Annotated in this window: 25 protein-coding genes; 3 read left to right on the forward strand and 22 right to left on the reverse strand. The window is 34.7% G+C overall.

Annotation, left to right across the window (positions count from 1 at the left end; all coding sequences use genetic code 11):
• Window positions 1-9: 9 nt before the first annotated feature.
• The 18 genes from ACR1PN_RS12190 to ACR1PN_RS12275 form a co-directional block, all read right to left on the reverse strand.
• On the reverse strand, window positions 10-447 hold the full coding sequence (locus ACR1PN_RS12190; protein ID WP_072408807.1) for a molybdenum cofactor biosynthesis protein MoaE: 438 nt from the start codon (window positions 445-447) through the stop codon (window positions 10-12).
• Window positions 444-1,526 carry a ThiF family adenylyltransferase gene (locus tag ACR1PN_RS12195; protein WP_433980252.1) on the reverse strand — a complete coding sequence of 361 codons (1,083 nt, stop codon included), beginning with the start codon at window positions 1,524-1,526 and terminating at the stop codon, window positions 444-446. Before ACR1PN_RS12195 ends, ACR1PN_RS12190 begins: the two co-directional genes overlap by 4 nt.
• A gap of 12 nt (window positions 1,527-1,538) precedes the next feature.
• A complete protein-coding gene (locus tag ACR1PN_RS12200) occupies window positions 1,539-1,772 on the reverse strand; it encodes a MoaD/ThiS family protein (protein WP_072408803.1) in 234 nt (77 codons plus the stop codon).
• Window positions 1,773-1,783: 11 nt separating this feature from the next.
• A complete protein-coding gene (locus ACR1PN_RS12205; protein ID WP_433980253.1) occupies window positions 1,784-3,325 on the reverse strand; it encodes a TonB-dependent receptor in 1,542 nt (513 codons plus the stop codon).
• Window positions 3,326-3,378: 53 nt separating this feature from the next.
• The gene (locus ACR1PN_RS12210) at window positions 3,379-3,846 is read right to left on the reverse strand and encodes a TonB-dependent receptor (RefSeq protein WP_433980254.1); all 468 of its coding nucleotides are present in this window, start codon (window positions 3,844-3,846) and stop codon (window positions 3,379-3,381) included.
• A 2-nt stretch (window positions 3,847-3,848) separates the two neighbouring features.
• Complete coding sequence (mobA, locus tag ACR1PN_RS12215; RefSeq protein WP_433980255.1) at window positions 3,849-4,430, reverse strand: molybdenum cofactor guanylyltransferase; 582 nt, start codon at window positions 4,428-4,430, stop codon at window positions 3,849-3,851.
• 147 nt (window positions 4,431-4,577) lie between these two features.
• Window positions 4,578-4,742, reverse strand: coding sequence for a hypothetical protein (locus tag ACR1PN_RS12220; RefSeq protein WP_433980256.1), 165 nt, complete (start codon window positions 4,740-4,742; stop codon window positions 4,578-4,580).
• The gene (locus ACR1PN_RS12225; protein WP_433980257.1) at window positions 4,730-5,926 is read right to left on the reverse strand and encodes a molybdopterin molybdotransferase MoeA; all 1,197 of its coding nucleotides are present in this window, start codon (window positions 5,924-5,926) and stop codon (window positions 4,730-4,732) included. The genes ACR1PN_RS12220 and ACR1PN_RS12225 overlap by 13 nt, the downstream gene beginning before the upstream one ends.
• Window positions 5,927-5,988: 62 nt before the next feature.
• A complete protein-coding gene (locus ACR1PN_RS12230; RefSeq protein ID WP_072408916.1) occupies window positions 5,989-6,588 on the reverse strand; it encodes a molybdopterin-dependent oxidoreductase in 600 nt (199 codons plus the stop codon).
• An 88-nt stretch (window positions 6,589-6,676) separates the two neighbouring features.
• On the reverse strand, window positions 6,677-7,072 hold the full coding sequence (locus tag ACR1PN_RS12235; RefSeq protein ID WP_433980258.1) for a T9SS type A sorting domain-containing protein: 396 nt from the start codon (window positions 7,070-7,072) through the stop codon (window positions 6,677-6,679).
• Window positions 7,073-7,291: 219 nt separating this feature from the next.
• A complete protein-coding gene (locus tag ACR1PN_RS12240) occupies window positions 7,292-8,200 on the reverse strand; it encodes a hypothetical protein (protein ID WP_433980259.1) in 909 nt (302 codons plus the stop codon).
• 76 nt (window positions 8,201-8,276) lie between these two features.
• Window positions 8,277-9,275 (reverse strand): GTP 3',8-cyclase MoaA, encoded by a 999-nt coding sequence (gene moaA / locus ACR1PN_RS12245; protein ID WP_433980260.1) that lies wholly within the window; start codon window positions 9,273-9,275, stop codon window positions 8,277-8,279.
• Window positions 9,259-9,543 carry a DUF6755 family protein gene (locus ACR1PN_RS12250; RefSeq protein ID WP_433980261.1) on the reverse strand — a complete coding sequence of 95 codons (285 nt, stop codon included), beginning with the start codon at window positions 9,541-9,543 and terminating at the stop codon, window positions 9,259-9,261. Before ACR1PN_RS12250 ends, moaA begins: the two co-directional genes overlap by 17 nt.
• A 261-nt stretch (window positions 9,544-9,804) precedes the next feature.
• Window positions 9,805-10,332, reverse strand: a complete 528-nt coding sequence (locus ACR1PN_RS12255; RefSeq protein ID WP_072408790.1) for a ubiquinol-cytochrome c reductase iron-sulfur subunit — start codon at window positions 10,330-10,332, stop codon at window positions 9,805-9,807.
• Window positions 10,333-10,342: 10 nt separating this feature from the next.
• Entirely contained in the window at window positions 10,343-10,918 is a 576-nt protein-coding gene (locus ACR1PN_RS12260) for a 4Fe-4S dicluster domain-containing protein (RefSeq protein ID WP_433980262.1), read from the reverse strand.
• Window positions 10,919-10,931: 13 nt separating this feature from the next.
• The gene (locus tag ACR1PN_RS12265; protein ID WP_433980263.1) at window positions 10,932-13,163 is read right to left on the reverse strand and encodes a molybdopterin oxidoreductase family protein; all 2,232 of its coding nucleotides are present in this window, start codon (window positions 13,161-13,163) and stop codon (window positions 10,932-10,934) included.
• Between the two features lie 12 nt (window positions 13,164-13,175).
• Window positions 13,176-14,231 carry an MFS transporter gene (locus tag ACR1PN_RS12270; RefSeq protein ID WP_072408784.1) on the reverse strand — a complete coding sequence of 352 codons (1,056 nt, stop codon included), beginning with the start codon at window positions 14,229-14,231 and terminating at the stop codon, window positions 13,176-13,178.
• Window positions 14,232-14,865: 634 nt separating this feature from the next.
• On the reverse strand, window positions 14,866-15,333 hold the full coding sequence (locus tag ACR1PN_RS12275; RefSeq protein ID WP_433980264.1) for a DNA/RNA non-specific endonuclease: 468 nt from the start codon (window positions 15,331-15,333) through the stop codon (window positions 14,866-14,868).
• 57 nt (window positions 15,334-15,390) lie between these two features.
• Here ACR1PN_RS12275 and ACR1PN_RS12280 point away from each other — a divergent pair, with 57 nt between their 5' ends.
• Together ACR1PN_RS12280 and ACR1PN_RS12285 are read left to right on the forward strand one after the other, a co-directional pair.
• Window positions 15,391-16,770, forward strand: a complete 1,380-nt coding sequence (locus ACR1PN_RS12280; RefSeq protein WP_433980265.1) for a hypothetical protein — start codon at window positions 15,391-15,393, stop codon at window positions 16,768-16,770.
• 39 nt (window positions 16,771-16,809) lie between these two features.
• Window positions 16,810-17,253 carry a hypothetical protein gene (locus ACR1PN_RS12285; protein WP_433980266.1) on the forward strand — a complete coding sequence of 148 codons (444 nt, stop codon included), beginning with the start codon at window positions 16,810-16,812 and terminating at the stop codon, window positions 17,251-17,253.
• Window positions 17,254-17,259: 6 nt separating this feature from the next.
• Here ACR1PN_RS12285 and ACR1PN_RS12290 read toward each other — a convergent pair whose 3' ends face one another.
• The 4 genes from ACR1PN_RS12290 to ACR1PN_RS12305 all read right to left on the reverse strand — a co-directional run bounded on the left by ACR1PN_RS12290 (window position 17,260) and on the right by ACR1PN_RS12305 (window position 20,631).
• Window positions 17,260-17,394: a hypothetical protein gene (locus tag ACR1PN_RS12290; protein ID WP_433980267.1), complete on the reverse strand. Its 135-nt coding sequence runs from the start codon at window positions 17,392-17,394 to the stop codon at window positions 17,260-17,262.
• A 98-nt stretch (window positions 17,395-17,492) separates the two neighbouring features.
• On the reverse strand, window positions 17,493-17,792 hold the full coding sequence (locus tag ACR1PN_RS12295) for a helix-turn-helix domain-containing protein (protein WP_433980268.1): 300 nt from the start codon (window positions 17,790-17,792) through the stop codon (window positions 17,493-17,495).
• A 157-nt stretch (window positions 17,793-17,949) separates the two neighbouring features.
• A complete protein-coding gene (locus ACR1PN_RS12300) occupies window positions 17,950-18,801 on the reverse strand; it encodes an RteC domain-containing protein (RefSeq protein WP_433980269.1) in 852 nt (283 codons plus the stop codon).
• 123 nt (window positions 18,802-18,924) lie between these two features.
• Window positions 18,925-20,631 carry a helix-turn-helix domain-containing protein gene (locus tag ACR1PN_RS12305; protein WP_433980270.1) on the reverse strand — a complete coding sequence of 569 codons (1,707 nt, stop codon included), beginning with the start codon at window positions 20,629-20,631 and terminating at the stop codon, window positions 18,925-18,927.
• 200 nt (window positions 20,632-20,831) lie between these two features.
• On the opposite strand from ACR1PN_RS12305, the gene ACR1PN_RS12310 reads away from it, so the two are divergent.
• Complete coding sequence (locus ACR1PN_RS12310; RefSeq protein ID WP_433980271.1) at window positions 20,832-21,143, forward strand: hypothetical protein; 312 nt, start codon at window positions 20,832-20,834, stop codon at window positions 21,141-21,143.
• Window positions 21,144-21,309: the final 166 nt, after the last annotated feature.

A 21,309-nucleotide genomic window follows, 5' to 3' on the forward strand; every position in this document is an offset into this window, starting at 1 on the left:
TATTTTTAATTATTTATTTTCTTTCCAAGTGTGAGTATTATCTTCCCATATTTCTTTCCCCCATAAAGGAACTTCTTTCTTGATCCTATCAACCATTTCATCGCAGGCACGAATGGCTTCCTTGCGATGTGGGGCTGAAGTGAAGACGAAAAGACATATTTCGCCAACTTTGATTTTGCCCAGAGAATGGTAAATATGTGCGCAAGTCAATTCATATTTTGTAATGATATCTTCGCGAATTTCTCCAGCTTTTTCTAAGGCCATTTCATGATATGTGGTGAAATCAATTGCTTCTACTTTTTTATCGTCAATTAAATCTTCACGGATCTGACCGAGAAAAATACTATGTCCTCCAATAGCAGTTTTTACTGTATGCTTAGTGATGCTTTCCGCAACAAAAGCAGGATTTATAGGGCCTTCGATAAAAATATTTTTTAATTTTTTCATTGTTGAATTGATTTTATCCCTGATTTAAGATGCTTTATTTCTTTATCAGGAAAGTGACTTTTTAACAGTTTTAATGCTTTTTGGCTTCGAGCTCCTGAAGCACAGACAAAACAGATGGATGTGTAACAATTTAGTTTGTTCAGATTTTGTTCCAGTGAACTTAACGGAATTTCTAAAGTCTTTGCTAATGCAATTTTAGGTTGTTCATCGCTTTCCCTAACATCTATCAAAATACTGTTGTTTTGATTTAAAAACGATATCAATTCCTGATGTGATTTTATGCAATTATCAAAACTGTTACAAAATTCATTATAATTAAAGTTCAGAAATTCTTGAATCGTTTTCGGTCCTGATTTTTCCGTACTTTCCTTAAAATTGATTTTCATTGACTCATAATTCTTCGTGTTGAAAACCAATAATTGGTGAATCAGAGTTTCGGGAGAGTCAATCAATAATTTGATAACTTCATTTGCCTGAAAAGTACCGATAACCGCCGAATGCGCAGGCAAAACTCCGGCTTCATTACAGTTCGGAACTTCATTCTGATTGGGTGGAACCGGGAAAAGATCCCGATAATTGGTGATTTGATTTTCCTTTTCCACATTAAAAACCGAAACCTGACCTTCATTCTGAAAAATAGAGGCATAGACCAAAGGTTTTTTCATCAGATAGCAAGCGTCATTCAACAAATATCTTGTTGCAAAATTGTCTGTGCAATCTACCACTACATCAAAATTATGGATCATCGACAAAACATTTTTACCCGTTATCATTTCCTGAAATGCAATAATCTCAATTTCAGAATTAATTTTACTTAGATGTTCTACCGCGGTAATAACTTTGGGTAATCCTACATCTTGCTCTCTGTACAAAGACTGGCGATGAAGGTTTTCTAATTCTATTGTATCAAAATCTACTATACCTACTACCCCAACGCCCGTAGACACCAATATGTGGAGAACCGGGCATCCCAATCCACCTGCGCCGACCACCAATACAGATGAATGGGCGATTTTTTCCTGTGCAGAAACTCCGAAATCCGGTAATATAATCTGCCTGTTGTATCGATTTAAATTCATTATGTTTAAATTTTAACCACCTGAATATGGAGGCAATAAAGCTATTTCAGATACATTAGAGATTGCTTGAGTATTTTCTGCTTTAGTTCCGTTAACGGCGACCAAATAAGTCGTTTCTTTTAGTTTGGGGAATTCTTTTTCAAGCATCAATTTCAGTTCAGCAATGGATTTTATGTTTTCTAAAGAAAAATTATATTCATCCGTTGTAAAGATATCCGTGAGTTTTCCAAATATTTTAAGTTTCATTAATTTAAATTTTAAAAATGATATCGCAATGCAGTTATAAAAGATCTTCCTTCTTTAGGATAGCCATAAGACAAATAATAATCTCTGTCCAATAAATTTCTGACACCAAAATCAAAGTTGACTCCTTTCACAATGTCTACCGATAATTTAGCATTAACCAACGTAAATTCGGGTGCCTGATCTCCTGTACTTGTTGTGTATCTTTTTCCATAAAATTCCATATTTACATTAAGTGTAGAGCGTAATTTTGGTACTTCCAATTTAGTATAAGCCATTAATTTATGATTCGGAACGTCGGTAAATTTTTCGTTACTACCTTCCGTTTTATCTTTCATATCAATATAGCTGTAGTTAGCTCCTAAAGTCATATTTTTAATCGGCATATATCCGAATGCCAGTTCATAACCCTGGAAAACGGCTTTGCCGATATTCACATTTTGACTGACGGGGTTTCCGTTGTCTAAAGCGCCGACTGTTCTGGCAAAAATGGCATCTTTCACATTATTGATGAAACCTGAAACTTCATAGTTGAATTTGTTTCCCAACTTTGCAGAATAGGTGATATCATAAGCCCAGGTGTATTCTGATTTCAAATCCGGATTGGGAACCTGACTTCCGAATCGGCTTGAATATCTTTCTTTCTGAGAGGCAAATCTTGATCTTTTGGAAGCTGAAAGTGTGATTAAATGATTCTTTACAGGTTCCACAATAATTCCTCCTTTGTAATCGAAAGCGTGATCTGAACCTTTTGGAAAATCATACAGTACATTTTTTTCTCCTGTTTCAAAGTGAGTTCCGTATTCCTGAGCCTTGATATTATTTCTTGAATTGTAAGAAGCTCCCACTACGGCTTTTATCAATGAATTAATTGTCACGACATCCTCCACACCAACATAAAAAGTATTATCCCTATAATTTTGCTCAGGTTCACCTTCTTTAAATTTTTGTCCGGTAGAGGTATTGGCTAAAATTTCCTCGTTATGTTCTTTATGAGAATCAAACTTATTATTAACAGAAAGTGTAATAACATTATTTTTAATCGCTTCGGTCGTTAAATTTAAAATTCCACCTAATGAATAATCGTCATAGACGCTTGAAAATGAAGAATTTTTGTTGAGCAAAGTATACTGATCGTCATCATATTGCTTCATTTTATTGTAATAGGTATCATAATATCCGGTAAAATTCAAAAAGGTTTTATTGGCAACCAAAGTTCTTGTTTTCAAATACATGCTTCTCTTATCGTACGTCGGGTAATTTCTCCAGTTGCTGTTTCCTGCTTTCAATGCATTGGGAGCAATGTCTTTATCTGCATTTTGGGAAATGATGCTGAATGAATATTCGTCCGTTTTGTTTGGCGTATAACCGAATTTTGCACTGAGCCTGACATCCATAGATTCGGAATTCACTCTTTGTAATGAAGGCTGCAACGGTGTTCCGTCAAATTTTCTTGAAATCAGATAATTATCAACTTTCAATAAAGAAGCAGAACCCATGATATAATATTTATCTTGTCTTGTTCCGATGTTGAGTGCCGTAAAATAAGAATTCACTCCCGTTCCGTCTGCAAAACCAACGCCTGACTGCCCATCGATATCTAAAGCTTTTACAGGTTTCTGGATACGATATTCACTGCTCCACCCATCGTATTGGGTCCATACTGTACTGAAACCAAACTTTTTTCTACAGAAATACTATGAATATCAAAAGTTGTAAATCTGCTTAAGTCAAAATTACCGTCATAAGGTGTATAAATAGGAATACCATCAAAAAAAACAGGTGTTCTGAGTGAATTGAACCCTCTTACTAAAATACTTCCTTCATTTCTTGCACCCATTTGTGTAATGCTAACTCCGGGCAAAAGATTGACCGCATCTACGACGTTCGTTTTATTAAAATCTTGAATTAATTGTACATCCACCTTGTGAATAGGACCTTCATTTTTATCTTTTCCAAAGATATTCACTTCCTGAATTTCATAATAATTCTTTAAGGAATCTACTTTTGGTTGTTCTTGTGCGAACATATTTACTGAAAGCAGAATTGCTCCTGCCACTACATAGTTCTTTTTCATTTTTATAAATTTTTATTGATTATAATTTCTGCAGCACGGAAGTTTTCCGGCGTATTTATATTTAAAAGTTGAGTTTCAAAACCATCATCATAATCAATATAATGAGCGTTTTGTTGCTGAAGGAAGCTGGTCATTCTGAGATTTTCATTTTTAATTGTTTCTTCTAGAGTACCGAGTACCGCCAGAGGATAAATACCCAAAACCGGATATATTTTTTCGCCATGACGCACCACATTAATTTTATTTTCAACCTTTTTTTGAAGAAAATCTTGAATTAAACCTGAAGAAACGAAGGGCATATCGCAACTGCAGACAAAAATATCTTCCCGGCAGAATTCTAAGGCGGAGTGAATACCCCCCATCGGACCTTTTTGTATTGTAATATCTGTAATAATACCCTTCGAATTTGGATAATCTGTATGATTTCCTGATATAAAAACCTCTTCAAAAACAGAAGATAAATTATCAATAATATGCTGTATTACATATTTTTCACCCAACACCATCGAGGCCTTGTCTTGTCCCATTCTGGAGCTTTTGCCTCCTGCTAAAATGACTGCTTTCATTTTGATTTTAGATTTCATCCTGAGAAAATTTGATAAAACATTCTTCTGCTGTTTTGAACTTTTCCACTATCAGTTTCCCATAATCTGTAAGTGAACTTTTCCCACCTGTTTTTCCGCCCACTTCCTTAATGACGATTTCTTTGGAAGAATTGGAATTAATATCTTTTACAATTCCCCACGCTTTTCGGTAAGGAATTTTAAAACTTTTGCCGCTTCTGTGATAGAACCCAAATCATTGATTTGCTGTAAAAGCCGGGCTCTTCCAATTCCAATCTTTAATCCGGATTCGGTTTCAATCCATATTCTGCCTTTGATTTTCAGACTTTCCATATTGTAACTTTCTCTCCTATATTAATTTCAGTTGCATTTTCAGGAAACTCTACCAGACAATTGGTCTGTGCAACAGAATCCATTTTATAAGATTCTTGTGCGTTGAGAATTTGCACACGACCTTTAGAATAGAAGGCTTTCAAAAACTGCGTCTGGTCTTTGCTTTTTTTCTTTACAAAAGATTCTGAAATGGCAAAATCTTGTTCTTCATTAAAATCTTTCCGCCCGAAACAACCTAGTAAAAAGGGTTTTACATATTGATGATAGCAGGAAAAAACAGAAGCCGGGTTACCGGGCAATGCAAAAACAATTTTCTTGTTTAACTTACCGAAATACAGAGGTTTTCCTGGCTTTTGCTTGATTTTATAGAATAATTCTGAAACGCCTGATTTTTCTAAAGCAGGTTTCACATAATCATAATCTCCTACAGAAATTCCCCCTGTAATTAGTAAAACATCCACCATTTCAAAACCATTTTTTATGGCAGAAAAAGTAGCTTCTTCCGTATCTTCGACATGATCGATGAATGACAACTGATGATTAATTTCAGCCAAAGCTGATTGAAGCGTGTACGTATTAGAATTGTAGATTTCCCCATCCAGAAGAGGTTTCCCTATTTCCACCAATTCATCTCCTGTATAGAGTAGTCCTATTTTTAATTTTCTGTAAACATCAATTCTGTCAATTCCAAATCCTGCTAAAAAACCTATAACCGCGTGATTGACAAATGTATTTTCATCTATTATTTTTGTTCCTACTTGAGTTTGAGAACCTTTCAAACGGATGTTTTCTCCTTTTAAAATTTCATTACAATTAAATTGAATTTGGTCTTCAATCCTTATCGTTTTTTCCTGCATAATTACGGTATCAACACCTTCAGGAATTTTTGCACCTGTGAAAATACGTACAGCCTCTCCCCGAGCAAGCTCAAAACTATTTTTTGATACTCCGGCAGGAATGATATGTTTAACTTTTAATTCTGAAACATCTGCTAAATCTTCAAATCGAAATCCGTAACCATCCATCGCAGAGTTATCAAAAGAAGGAACATCTAAAGTTGCCCAAATAGGTTCTGAGGTATAAAAACCTTGAGCTTCTAATAGTGAAACTGTTATTTTCTCTGTACGATAAATTTGTGTTTCGATTATTCTTTTAGCATCGGAAACAGGGATGAAATATTTCATTTTGCAGATGTTTTTGAAAGTTTAAAAATTGGAGGTATAAAATTGTTTCTTATTAATCTCTCCTATTTCACTCGGTTTACTTCAATGTTTTTCAGCCACTTTACGTGTCGTGGGCCGGTTTTGGTATCGTTAAGACTTACCACAATCATTTCTCCTTTTTCTTTAAGAGGCTGACCGTTTTGTTCAAATAATACGTACACCTTTTCACCTGTCGGACTATTGAATAACTCTGCCCAGGAAAATGTCGCTTTGTAATCATCCGATGCTCTTGCAACAATGTAAAAATTTCGGTCTTTATGCTCCTGTTGTGCGATTTTTGCTTTCTCTAAAATATCTGTCAGAAGAACTCCTTTTGTTGTTTTAATGTCGTCTTTCGTAATCCCAGATTGACAAACGATTTTCATGTCATTCAGTTCTTTCACATTCATTTTTTTTAAAGAATCGACTGTTAATGTCAATTGATTTACAACATCTCCAGTCACTTTTACTTCTTTTGAAATGTATTTTAAGTCATCTTTTTCGTCGTGTTTGTGATTTTCTTTTTCAGAACTATTTTGTGAGGTTCGTGGTTGATTTTCGGTTACAACAGTTTCAGATTTTTTGCATTGCAGTGTTGTGATTGCAATCATCGCAACAGCGATTAGCTTTGTTAATTTTTTCATTGGTAATTGTTTAAAGATTTTATTTCTGAAAAGCATTATGCTTTTTGAAGTTTGTATTGGCTTATAGATTAATTATCCGGTAAGAACTTTATTTTTTAATCAGTTTTAGTGTAATTAAATTATCAATTCTAATAATGTATGCTCCGGTCGGCTGATTAGAAATATCAATTGAATAAGATTTTCCAGATATATTTTTAACTTTTTGTATAAGTTTTCCTGTTAATGAGTAAACTTCTAAGCTGCTGTTATTAAAAAGATGATTAATCGTAAAGTAACCGTTTGAAGGATTTGGAGCCACAGTTGAATCTTTTTTCAAGCTTGTTTCTGACGTTGACAATGAACCATTTCCTTCTAATTTGATGAGTAGGACATCGTTATTTCCGTGGTGTGTTCCTGCGGAAATATTCGTCGACTTTGAACCTAAAGCAATTACAAAACCTCCATCTTCTGTTTCCGTTAAACGTCTCCCCCAGTCATAACCCATTCCTCCCAGTGATTTTTGCCATTCAATGGTTCCTGTTTCATTCAGCTTTGCAATCCAACAATCAAATCCACCATTATTTCCGCTTACATTTCCGTTATTTGAGTTAGAATAACCTGCAACGATGTATCCTCCATCTAAAGTAGGTTGTGAAAACGCCCATAATCGGAATTTGTTCCACCCAAAGATTTTTGCCAGATCAAATCTCCTGTATTACTTACTTTAATAATCAAATTGTCCGTGATTACCCGTAACATCACCATTATTCGGTGTATTTGATCTTCCTGATGCGATATAACCACCATCTAATGTCTGATATATTGCATAGGGCTGATCCATACCTGTACCCCCATAAGTTTTTTGCCATTCTATATTTCCAGCTGAATTAAGCTTGATAAACCAATAATCAAAATCACCATGATTAGAAGTCAAATCACCATTGTTTGAGGTAGTTGTAACTGCTACGATATATCCTCCATCTGAAGTATTTTGAATATATTCTGCTCCTTCATATGCCGTTCCTCCGTAATTTTTCTGCCATTCTAAAGTTCCGTCTGAAGAAATTTTAAAAACCCATGCATCATAACTTCCTTTATTTTGAGTTAAATCTCCATTGTTAGAATTCGAGTCCCCTGCAACAATGTACCCTCCATCTCCAGTAGGTTCAATAAAATTGGCGGAATCGCTATTGGATCCTCCATACGTTTTTTGCCAGACCAAATCTCCATTTTGATTCAACTTTACAATCCAGGCATCTGTCCCTCCGTGATTTCCTGTGACATCTCCGTCATTTGAATTTGTTTCACCGGCAATAATGTATCCTCCATCAGCCGTTTGTCTGATTGAATGTGCTTCTTCGTCCTGACTTCCTCCGAGTGATCTTTGCCACTGTATAGCTCCTAAGGGATTGCTCTTTACAACCCAAAAATCTTTTTTCCCATTATTGGATGTTAAATCACCGTTATTAGAATCAGAATCTCCTATAAATATATATCCTCCATCCGAAGTCTGCCTAATACTGATTACGTCATCATCTTTCGTTCCGCCATAAAATTTCTGCCACTCAATTGCTGGTGTTTGGCCATAAGCCAGCCCCGCTATAGCCAGAGCGCATAGCATTAATTGTTTCATATAATAAAATTTTTTGTTAGTTTATAGTAAAACCTGCCGTTATGTTTTTTTTATCCTATCGGTGGCCAAATAAAAATCAACCTCCTATTTTTATCATACTTCTATTGACAATTTCATTGTTCTGTATATTTTCCATTTTAGAAAACTGTCCACCCTTTTCCTTGTGTTTTTTGAGGATTCCGAATTGGATGAGTTGTTTTAGATCTTCATTATTTCTTAAAGATTTCAGCAAATCAAATTCATCAGCTCCGAAAAGACAGTTTTTCATTTTCCCGTCAGATGTGATACGAATTCGGTTACAACCTGCGCAAAATGAGTTGCTCATTGTAGAAATCAATCCGAAAACCCCTTTGCTTTCTGAGTTGATCCTATATTTTCTGGAAGTATCATTTTTATGGTCTTTTACTTTTTCATAAGTGAAGTGTTTGGAAACTAAACTCAGCATTTCCGAAATCGGAATCACTTTATTTTTCTCCCAGGAATTTCCGGTAAAAGGCATAAATTCTATAAACCTCAACTCTATCGGATAATGATGCGAAAGTGCGATGAATTCTGGAATTTCGTCTTCATTGAAACCTCGCATCATGACAACATTCAATTTTACATTAAATCCTCTTTTAATACTTTCTTTGATATTGTCCCAAACCGTTTGAAACAAATCTCTTTTCGTGATGTATTTGAATTTTTCGCGGTCGAGAGAATCGATACTGATGTTAAGATTTTTCACGCCACATTCTTCAAATAAATCAAAATATTTGTGAAGCAAAACGCCATTTGTGGTGATTCCAATCCTTGCATTTAAGGTAGACATCTGGCGAATAATTGTTTCAAGATCACTTCTTACCAAAGGTTCGCCACCCGTAATTCTGATTTTATTGATATTGAATTTTTGAACGAAAACTCTAGCAAGCTCATAAATTTCCTGACTATTCATCAACTCAATTGAAGGCGCACTTTTGAACGGCTCATCGGGCATACAATACAGGCAACGAAAATTACAGCTGTCAGTAATCGAAAGCCGGAGATAATCATGTTTTCTCCCGAAAGAATCGAGTAAATCAGTAGAATTTGTCATCGTTTTCTGTTTTTGAATTTTTGATTTGCCCTGTCGGAATATCGGGTACATATCTCAGAAAGAAAATTGTACATATAAAAATAACCACTGAGCCAATTGCCGAATACCAAGCAAAATCAATATGCTCTTTGTCTAACGCTTTATTGATAGTTCCAAACAAAAGCCACATCTGTAAACTGACCAGCAAAATGTAAATACTAATGATGGCAACCAACATTTCGTTGACGCGGAAGGTTACTTTTTTTATAGGTTTCTTTCGTACAGACATTTCTTTTCAGTTTTAATAATTTTATTTCAATTACGATGGGCTTTAGGCCAAACTTATTTTTTGTCTAAAACCAGTGTTTATTATAGTCTTCAAAAACGGGTAAAAGTCCGTTTACATCGATTTTTACTTGATTTCTCTGTAATTTTCAACAGTGAATTGTTGCAACCCGGCTTGAGCGGAAATCTTTTTTTTGCGTTGGGAAAAGCCTTGGCAAAAAGATTGGGAGCGGAAGACGGAATAGTTGCCCAAATAATTATCGTTCTAACCGTGACCGTGAGTTTCTTTAGTTTCTTTAGCGAAATCTGTCACGTAAATTTTATCTTCTTTTATCACAACCGTTAATTGTGGAAGCGGTCTTGGCGGCGGACCTTGAATCACAGAACCATCGTCTGGATTGAAAAAACCGTGGTGACAAGGACATTCTATTATTTTTTCTTGATGATTGTACAAAACAGAACACGATAAATGAGTACATTTCTGCTCAAAAACTTTCCATTTATCTTCTGCGAGACGAATGAGCATATAGGGAACCCTATGATTCTCATTGATGTAGAAAGTTCGCATTCCTCCGACTTCCAAATCAGTGGTTAATCCTACAAAATATTCACCAATAGTTTCTTCTTTTCTAAAATGATTAAACACCGGAACCGCCACGTTCGCCAATGCTAAAGTACCTGAAAAAAAGGTGATTAGTTTAATAAATTCTTTGCGAGACACATAGGCTGCTTCTCGTTTTTTTATAGGAAAATCAGCTTTCCAGGCGGGGATTTTTTTATTATCTTCTGACATTGTTGTAGGTTTAAAAAACTTTTAATTCTTCGCTGCCTTTTGGCATCATAATATTCACTTTGGTATTCACTATTTCTTTTCCAAAAATAAAACGGTTGACCGGAGTACTGTTTGGCCTTTTTTTCCCAACATTATCTCTTGTATCGAAAGTTAACGCGCCACTCGGACAAACGGTTGCACACATTGGTTTCAGTCCCACACTTGTTCTGTCGTAACACATATTGCATTTCATCATCAACATCGCACTTTCATCAGGAATTTGCGGAACTCCGAACGGGCATCCAATCACGCAATTCGCACAACCGATGCATTTTGAAGTATCTGCAGTGTGCACGATTCCGTACTCGTCTTTTGTAATTGCGTCTGCCGGACAAACATTGGCGCAAATAGGATCTTCGCAGTGCATACAGACCTGAACCGTGGTTTGAATTGTTTCTGCTCTGTCTACATAATGAATATGAATCATCGAGGTTTCTCCGTTAGTTTCACATTCTGCACACGCCATCTCACATGAGTGACAGCCGATACATCGTTGCATATCCACAAAAAACTCCATGTCATTAAATTTTTCAAATTGTTCCGCCATAATTTTTTAAAATTTAATATTGAATATCTCTACTTTGGTTGGCAAACTCTTCTGAATGTTCGCCTTTTTTTCTTCCGGTTTTTTCAACTTTACAAGCGCAAACTTTAAATTCAGGAATTTTTGAAACCGGATCTAAAGCATCAATGGTTAATTGATTTGCTGAGTTTACACCACCCCAATGATAAGGAATGAAAACAGTATCTTGTCTAATGGTCTCCACGACGTTTGCAGGAAATAATGCACTTCCGCGTCTTGTAGAAACTTTAATTAAATCATTTTCTTCGATACCGTATTTTGCTGCCAATTTTGGATGAATTTCCAATAAAGGTTCAGGATAAAGGTCAACCAACTTCCCGATTCTTCTTGTTTGAGAACCGCTTAAATACTGACTTACCACTCTTCCTGTTGTCAACACAATCGGATATTCTTCGTCCGGCTCTTCGGTTGGTTTTTTGTAAGGAGTTGGGTTGAAATGTGCCTTTTTATCATTGGTATTGAAAACCTTATCTTCCCAAAGCCTTGGTGTTCCGGAGTGATTTTCGGTTGGACAAGGCCAGAAAATCCCGAGATTTTTTTCTACTCTTTCGTAGGTAATGCCGTAATAATCTGCGGCGCTTCCTCTGGATGCAACTCTTAATTCATTAAAAGTTTCTTCACTGTTTTTATAATTGAATTTATCGCCTTCACCTAATCTTCTGGCTAATTCCATTAAGATCTCGCTATCCCGTTTTGCTTTTCCGGGTGGGTCTACAACTGCTCTGATTCTGATAACACGACCTTCCGCAGAAGTTGTAGTTCCTTCTTCCTCTTCCTGTAAAGAACCTGCGAGAATAATGTTGGCGTGACGTAAAGTTTCGGACAAAAAGAAATCAATTCCGGCATAAAATTCCAGTTTTTCTAAGGCTGCACGAACGTTGCTATTATTTGGCAATGAAACTAAGGGATTGAAACAAATCGACAACAAACCTTTGATTTCGCCTCGGTTGATTGCTTCGATAATTTCGTAAGCACTTAAACCCTTTCCTGGCATATCTTCTTCTTTGATTCCCCAGACATTGGCCACAAATTTTCGGTGTTCAGGATTTTCGATATCTCTGTTTCCGGGAAGTTGGTCGCATTTGTGTCCGTGTTCTCGTCCACCTTGTCCGTTTCCTTGTCCGGTAATTGTTCCGTAACCACAATAAGGCTTTCCTATTCTTCCGGTTGCTAACACCAAATTAATACAGCTTGAAACATTCTGAACACCCTTAGAATGATGTTCTATTCCACGAGCATGCATCAGGAAACTGGTTTTTGCTTTCCCCCACATTTCTGCCGCTTTAAAAATCAATTCTTTCGGAATTCCGGTTACTTCTTCGCCCCATTCCAAAGTACACTCTTGTACAGCTTCCGCAGTTTCTTCAAATCCTGAAGTATAATTATTAATGAAATCGTTATCCAGCCAATTGTTATCAATTAAAACTTTCAACATTGTATTCGTTAAAGCAGAATCTGTTCCCGGTCTTAACGGCAAATGAATATCGGCAGTTCTCGCAATTGGGATCTGACGCGGATCAATGACAATGAGTTTGGCTCCATTGTCTCTTGCTTCCCAAATTTTATGTGTTAAAACAGGAAAACATTCGCTCACATTAGCTCCGGTAATGATGATGACTTCGGCATGCGCCAAGTCTGCCCAACTGTTGGATGATCGATCAATCCCGAATGCTTTTTTATTTCCCGCACCTGCACTTACCATACAAAGACGACCGTTATAATCGAGATTTGCGGTTTTCAGGGCAACTCTGGCAAATTTCCCGACCATATAACTTTTCTCATTCGTAAGAGAAACACCGGACAACATTGCGAAAGAATTTTTACCATATTTTTCCTGAATTCTTCTGATTTCTTTGATGACAACATCATATGCTTCGTCCCACTCAATCGGAACAAAACCTTTATCTTCTACCCTTTTGTATGGTGAAAGTAAACGATCCGGATGGTTATCCTGCATATATCGTTGCACACCTTTTGGGCACAGTCTTCCTTCATTAAAAGGGAAATCATTCCATGGTTCGAAACCTACAACTTTTTTGTCTTTCACTTTTAATTGAATTCCACATTGTAAACCACAAAAACAGCAGTGTGTTTTCACCAAAGCATCGGGATTTTGAGGATTTGATCTCACTGTTCCCTTGTTTGGGTAATGCTTGTGGGGTCCGAATACATTAATGATTTCGTCGGCTGTTACGGGTAATTTTGCCATTTCTATTTTATTTTAACCAAAATAAGTTCCTGATTCTTGTCTTGCTTTAAGATGCGCTTTTGCAAGCATTGCTCTTTTTCCTTCGGGGCTGTAATCTAGATAACTTTTTCCTTCTTCATTTTCTAGATTGAAACCTATTTCTTGGGTGATTTCTTTTAAATCTTCTATGTGCATTGAAGTAGTATATTCATCTCCTGTATGCGGACAAATCTGCATTCCGCGACGTCTTCCTTCTATTTTATAGATGTTTGCACCCACTTGTGCAGGTCTTTGAAAAATGTGAAAGAATTTTCCGAAAGGAATCCACATCAGAAACATCGCAACAGTAATTGCGTGAATAATTGCCATAAACTGGCTCATTTTACCTTCGAGATAAGTATAATCAAACCAAATTCCTAATCCTGTAACTGAAACTGCAACGAGTAAAATCAACGGAAGCCAATCTCTTTCAAACCATTGTGTTGCTATTAAACCTTCATCAATAAATCTTCTATGCATCATTATCAAACAACCTACGATAACCATAATCGCAGTCCAGACCAAAATGTGGAAAAAGAAAACTGCAATAAAGGTATCTAATGGAAAAGTCATCACCGTTACTCCCATCATATGTGTTTCGTAGATATCAATAGTTCCAGGTTTAAGCGTAAAGTGCAGCCAACCAAATGTAAGCCCGAAAGTAACTCCAAAAGAAATTAAACATCCGGTAGCTAAAAGAAAATGTCCAAGCCAGCGCATCCTTCCTCTCGGTACAATAAATTTTTGGAATAAAATATTACGAACAGAAAGCCGAATGACCTCTTTCATATACACCGGATAATCTTTGCTAAAAATGAATTCCCAGGTACGTTTCCAATATTTCTGTGTCGCAGGACGCTGCTTCCAAACAGAATGGTGATAAACCACACCAAACGTCATACTGATAGTTCCGAAGAAATAAATAATTAGCGCAGCATCGAAATTTTGCAAATTGACCGAACCTAATATGGTAATTGCAATTACTACAAACGTTGCTATTATTGCATTGATAAATGCTTTTTTGTTGATGTTAGTAAAAATGCTGAACATAGCTAAGAATTTTAAGTAAAAACCTTATTAATAATCGATGACGACTTATTTTTTCTTTAACAAAGATACAGTAATACATCCTTAAATAAGATAAAAACATCTTATTTAAAATTATTCTAAAGCAATAAGTTTTAAATAATACAAATCATTAATTTGATAATCAAATAATTACAAATAACATGATTTACATCATATTGAAAGAATTAAAGATTTTTTTTTAAAATCAAATTAGAACTGAAGATACATTCACATTATATCAACTACTGAAGTGTTGATATTTTTGACGATTTTTTAAAATTTTGAATGAAGAGATGTATGAATTAAAAAAGTAAACGCCTGATAACTTATTATTATCAAGCGCTGTTTGGCTTTAAATGGCATTTGTGACCCCAAACGTACAGTTCTCGAACACTTTTATTGAGGATTTGACCAAATTAGCTGATCTTGAATACTTACAAGTTTTACAATAAAAAGATCACTTCTGTATATTAAAATGTTGAGATAAGAGATGATATAAACGGTTCTATTTCATTCTTTGAGGGGATTTATTAAAGACACATTAGAAGATAACAAGTTCTATCTGCTGAGATCTTATTCATTAAAATCAAGTTTCCAATTATTTTAAAAAACTTTGTCAAAGATTTAGATTTTCGATTGCAAAACCCAGCTGGTATTCAATAGAATCGCTTTCTAGATCCGGATCAATATCTATTTCCTTTAGAACCAATTTTGTATTTCGCTTATCAGTATAGGAGTCTATCGTTAAAGGCATCTTTAAACCTGTCAGCTCTTCTATAAGAGATAGATTAACCTGATACGTTTCCGCATCGTCAAATTGCATAAAAATCTCCTCATCGGCTGTTACAGCTTCCAATTCTTCAATAATACCAGCATTTTGTAACAATTTTCTTTGACTCATCATAAACCCAACACGATGAAGTTCTCCATCTGCTTTTTGAAAAATCACTACTTTCCAAAAGACAACTGGAATTTGAATGTGCTCACCGTTTATTGGTGTCACAAAGTATGGATTGGCAGATGAAAGTACAGGTCCGGTAAAAACACATACTCTTAATTTATTCTGGATTGTAGGTATGTTCAAAATCAAATCAGATTATGGAAAAAAAATAAAATCAAGAACGATGCATTCAGTAGACTATTGAATAAATACACAAATGATATTTACAAAGCATATCTAAAATTAGACTGGGACAGAATTAGAGACAAAGAAAGATATGATTACGAAGATTATCGCGAATATGATCGATTAAAAGAAAAAGAAATTCGATCTTCATTTGTGTTTTGTAATGTAGCAGAAGTAACTAAGTTTTATAATACTTTCAAATATTTAAAAAATCAGGCAGCGAATGACTACGAATATAATAATTCTTTGGATTTTGTGATTGATGAAAACTACAAGTATAATAAAGAAATCGGCCTCGCTGTTTTAAAGGAAGTTATTAAAGACGATAACTCAGTAAATTACATAACAATAAAGATTTTTCAAAATAATCTTAAAAATGAAAATGAGAGCGTTTCCCTTTGGAATATAATTACCGACGAGAAATATCAACATCAAGCATCTTGGGAAGTATCTTACTTCTATTACTTAGATGATTCATTGATTAACAATTCATACATTAAAAAACTTATTAATAGTATTGGAAAGATAAATGAAAGAACTTATATCTACTTTGAATACTTGCACAAATTTTTGAGAATAGACTCTACAATTTTCCATAAACTCATTAACATTATAACAGACAGAAACGAGTTAGAAAACATCGAAATTATAGTTCAAACAGACTTTCTTGAAGAAAGTCTAGAGTTACTAAATAATGATTTAGAATTAGTTAAAAAGCTATTTATTCAGCAAAGTAAAATTCATAGGCTTTATGATTATAATGGTAAAATATTTTTGAACATACTGCAAAAAGACACAAGCTTTCTTGCCGATTACACTGACTACTTTTATAAAGATACTGATAACAAGAATTCAGGAAACAATAAAAAATTAAAGCTTATTTGGCAGATTAAATATATTGAGTCCTCATTATCTAAGACCTTAGACCATTTCGCTTCTAAAGAAAGTTATCTTATTGCAGTTGGAACACATGATTGCAATGTGTTTTTTGAGAATATAGATATTCTGTATCGTGAAAGAGCTGCTACTTTTTTGAGAAAGTATTGTATTGATAACTATGAAAATCCCGACCGTATGAACCTGTTGATTAATATTGTCAGACATTCATTCAAAGAATTATTTGAGCAAATTATCTTATTATTTCTAACCTTTACACAAGATGTAAAGTTATTTGAACAGATTTACTGGATAGGTAATGGAGGAACCGTAGTAAGAGGTGATGTCAGTTTTTGGGACATTAACGCTGCCGAATGGAGAAATATATTATCTATTATAGGCAAATCATCTCTAGGTATTTCTCTACTTCCTATTAAACGTCATATAAATGATAAAATCGATCACCATCTTGAATACGCAGAGTGGGAAAGAAAAAGAAGTTTTTTGGGGCGATATTAATAAGGAAATTATTCTAGATAAGAATTATTACCTTTGATTATGGCAGATTTAATAAAAGAATTCTTAGTAAAAACGGTTGAAGATATAAAATTATTAGCACCTAAGCCTTATTGGGCTGTCAATGAAAACAGTTCCTCTTTAAAAGCTTCAGACTTACTTCCTGAAGAAGGTATTTTTAAAATACATTTAGTAAGAACCGAAGAATTGGTCAACAATTCTTATTTTAGAGAGGTAGATATGACATCTCTATTCCTTCCTGAAAATGTTAACATTAATAATAATCATAGAATATACAGAATAATTCAGCATTGGATCAATAAAGAATATCTTGATCCCCCAAAAGTGCATTATAACACCTTTGATAAAAAAATTGAATTCGAAGACGGCCGTCATCGAGTTAAAACTTCTTATTTATTAGGATATGAATTAATTCCTGTTGCTATATATTTCGAAGATGTTGACGCTGTTGGAAATCTAATTTAAATTAAACTATGCGATATTAATAGCTTCGGCTAATTCTAATGGATCTTTTAATTCAGAGGAAGTCCACGGGTCATGTAATTGTTGCGCAATAATATTCAGGTTTTGCAGCAAAAACAAACATAAGAACAGTATATTTTTCATAATTTAAAATTTTAACAAAGATACAAAACAAGTATTCAATAAAACAATTGAATATCTGTTGCGGCAAAATTATTCTTAAAATACGGTGTCATTCTATCCTACTTGTGATTCTTTCGTGGTGAAGTTAAGCTTTCCCTTATAAGTTGATGAACATCAGACAATTTATAGTACAATTTTCCACTAATGGTATAATAAGGTAATTTCTGTGTTGATCTGTATCTTTGTAGGGATCTTGCACTGATCTTCAGCATCTGAAGAACATCCTGGTTGTCAAGAAGCTGATCACCGTCAATGCTGAATAATTCATTGTTGTTTTCTTTGACTCTTTCGTGCAGGATATCAAATCGTTTCATGATCCTATCCATCCACATAATAAATTCAGTATGGTCAATATTCATGATTTTATTTTAATGATTTTTATTATCTGCAAATTTTGAAATAGATTCTGAAAAAAAATCACTACTTTTTCGTTATACCGAAAAAAATTACAACGAAATGAAAATTTTGCCTCAGTTTAAACTAATCATTACCATAAGGATTACCGCTATGTACCGGTTATAATTGCTCACTATCTGCGAAATGCTGATTAAGATTATCGCTCAGATTTTTCAAAAATTTCGTGGTCCCATTTTTCCTGTTTCTGATCTCAAAGATGGTTTTATGATAGTTCCCCAAATCGATCACCAATGATTTTTCAACAAACTTCATTACTTCACTGAGTTCAATATTGCCCCCATTAAAACAACGCATATGGTAGAGTCCGTATATAAGTTCAATAAGTGCTACTTTCGGAGCAGACCAAGTTATGGTCGCGTTTGGTGAAGATTCTGTAATACTGCCCTTCTGAATGTCGGATATTGACTTTTTTAAATAATGTTCCATTTTCTTGTAAGCCATAATCTGAGACACATGGTGGTCATGAGAAGTCGTGAAATTTGAATCGTAGTTATAATATGCAAGCGGAATATTCATCTTAATATCAAAAGAATTTCTGACAAAATATTTGTGATCTAAATAGGTAGCTTTTCTCTTGTAATAACTACAGAATTCGGCATTTTCTTGATAATAAGCCTGAATTTTTTCAAGTTCGCTCTCAAAGTGTTTTTTTAAAGATTTGTGTCCAGCAACGGGTTTATAGGTTTCGATACTTAATGTAGTAGAGTAGTAAATAAACAATGAAATAAAAAGAGGCTTTACCTCCTTAAAGAAATAGATCTCTTCAGCGATATTGTTAAAAATATGATCACTAATTAGGTATTTCAATTCTTTAATAGCGTCATCAATTTTCATCAGACTGTACTCGGCTATGATAATTATATCCTTCTGTTCGAGTTCAATCTGCTCCAAATCTGTTTTTAATTGTGCATACAGCTGTTTTGTTTGTTTAAAAATTGCTTTTGTTTCCATGTCCTTTTTTAAGAAAATTACAAACTTTTATTCAAACATTATGGATTAAAAATTAAAAATCAACAACCTACAATTTCCGTACAATACGAATTTTTATCAGCAACTGATATAATCATGACCTCTTTAGATATTCTTGTTCAGTTCTTCTTTTCTTTTTCTGATATAATCTTTTGGACGGATACCATTAATTTCATAGAAAAGAGCAGAAAAATTCTGTCTGGCTGCGATTCCGCATTCCTCTGCAAGAGCTTCAATAGTATAAAGCAAATATTTCCTATCCGTATTCAGAAGATTAGTGATGTAATTGATCCTAAGTTCCGCCATATACCTATTAAAGTTCACTCCTTTATTTTCATTGATTAAAATGGACAAATAATGAGAGTTGGTTCCCAGTTTTGTTGCTACGCTTTTCTGTGTTAGTCCTTTCTTCTTAAAATATAACGTTTCTTCGAAGATCTTTAGTTTTTGAAGTAATTCTTCAGTTAATTCCGGTGATAAAGAAGTTTTTCGTATGGGGATATCGTCGACGGTTTCTTTATCATTTCCTGATTCATTGCCATTAAGTTTTTGCTGTAATTTATCATATTGTATCCTGATCTCACGATCACGGTAAAAACGAATGCAGAAAATGATAATGATTACCGCTGCCAGTCCAATTAAAATGATTGCATAGTGCAATTTCCTCTTTTCCTTTCTCTCTAGACTATCCCTTTCTTTTTTTAGCGAATCAACATCGTAGTCCCTACAGATTTTCGACGCGATGTATGAAAAGTCTTTATTGATTGCATGGTCGGCTTTTAAAAGCTGGTTGGTGTAATACAACTGCTTGTCAACATTATCTGTTTTTGCAGCATTATTCATAAGATAACGATAGCAATCGGCTGCTTCCGGCAAAATAAACTGCTGTTTGTTAAATATGGAATCGATTTTCATGAAATTATTCATTGATTTGTCCACTTCATTCCGTGAAAAATAAATCTTCCCCAGATGCAGGTAGATGATGGAACATGTGGCGAAGTCATTTCTTTTTACGATTCCGGGCAACGCTTTTCTTAAACTTATCTCTGAATTTTTATAATCTTTCTTATTAAAGTACACAAGCCCCTTGCTTTTGTGAAAATAGCTGTTTTCCAGAAAGTAGTCCGGTTTACTGACTGTATTTTTAAGACCGAGTTCAGCCAAGCTGTCAACTTTATCAAACTCACCCAGATACCGATATACAACAGCCAGTTGATGCAAACTGTTATAATACCCTTTACTGTAATTATACAGTTCATTTTCATGCAGATCTTTTTCTAACGAGTATTGGTAAAAGCGCGTACAATCTAAAAAATGCTGCAATGCTTTTTCATAATATCCAAGATGGCTTTTAACAATTCCCATGTGATAGATCACTTTATATTTATGATACTGATCTTTAGAATGTTCAGCAAACTGGTATGCTTTAAGATAATGATCTAAAGCTGCTTTATACTTTTTTGCATTAAAATAGAATAAGATTCCTTTGCTAAGATAAGCCTTGCTGATCTCGGCAGAATCATTCAAAGCAATAGCTGCCTGAATCGTACTGTCAGCATATTTAAATTTCTTGTCCAGCGATACGCAGTATTGTCGCGCATCACGGTATCCCTGAACCAGTTTTTCCTTATTCTTCTCTTTTTTAGCCTTATTAATGTACAATTTAACGAAAGGAAGTGCCCTCCGATCGTCATTCAACATTTTTTCATAATTCTTTCGAATATCGCTGTATGTTTCAGCACTGTTTTTTTGAGAATATACCCACAGTGAAAACAGCGAAAATACAAACAGAAAGTATTTACACTTTTTCATAGCTCTTCTATATTAACCACACCTCCCAAAAGTAGGCAATTAAAAACGTAATAATTCCAATTTTAAAGAATTACGGAAACGAAAAGAGATTTTATCCAGTAACTGTTTCCAGCAGGTGCATTGTGCAATTATTTTCATGTCTCTATTTTAAAATTGAGACGTCTCAATTTTAAAATAGCACCTTCAAAAACTGTTTCCAGATGGCTAAAGCAGCTAATTTTGGTTCAACAATTCAATTGAATCCGGCCGGATCAAGTCTCAAAAAAATGAAAAAAATGAAAAAACTAATCTTACTTATCAGCACGATATTTTTGACATTGATTGTACATCAATGCACTGATCGTAGCCTTAGTCTTGAGCAGACCGAATTACCACTGGATAGATCACTTGCAAAACAGGAAAAGGAACATAACTCCGCCAAAGATTCTACAAAGTCAGGATCAGAAATAGTAATTGTAAAAGATCCTCCGGTTCGTGATGGAGACGACTGGCGGCAAAGTTCAACAAAATAAAGAATGGTGATGAATCCTCACACTTCTTTATCAATTGCCACAGGGTCACCATGTCCGACCAGTGGTATTTGGGAGAGTGTGGGGAGTTTTAAAACGACCATCGCTCTCATGGAGGGTGCTGAAATGCCACCTTACTGTGGCAGAAAGGTACTCTGGAAATTACTGA

The organism is Chryseobacterium sp. RLHN22, from assembly GCF_051011795.1.
GTDB lineage: Bacteria > Bacteroidota > Bacteroidia > Flavobacteriales > Weeksellaceae > Chryseobacterium > Chryseobacterium zhengzhouense.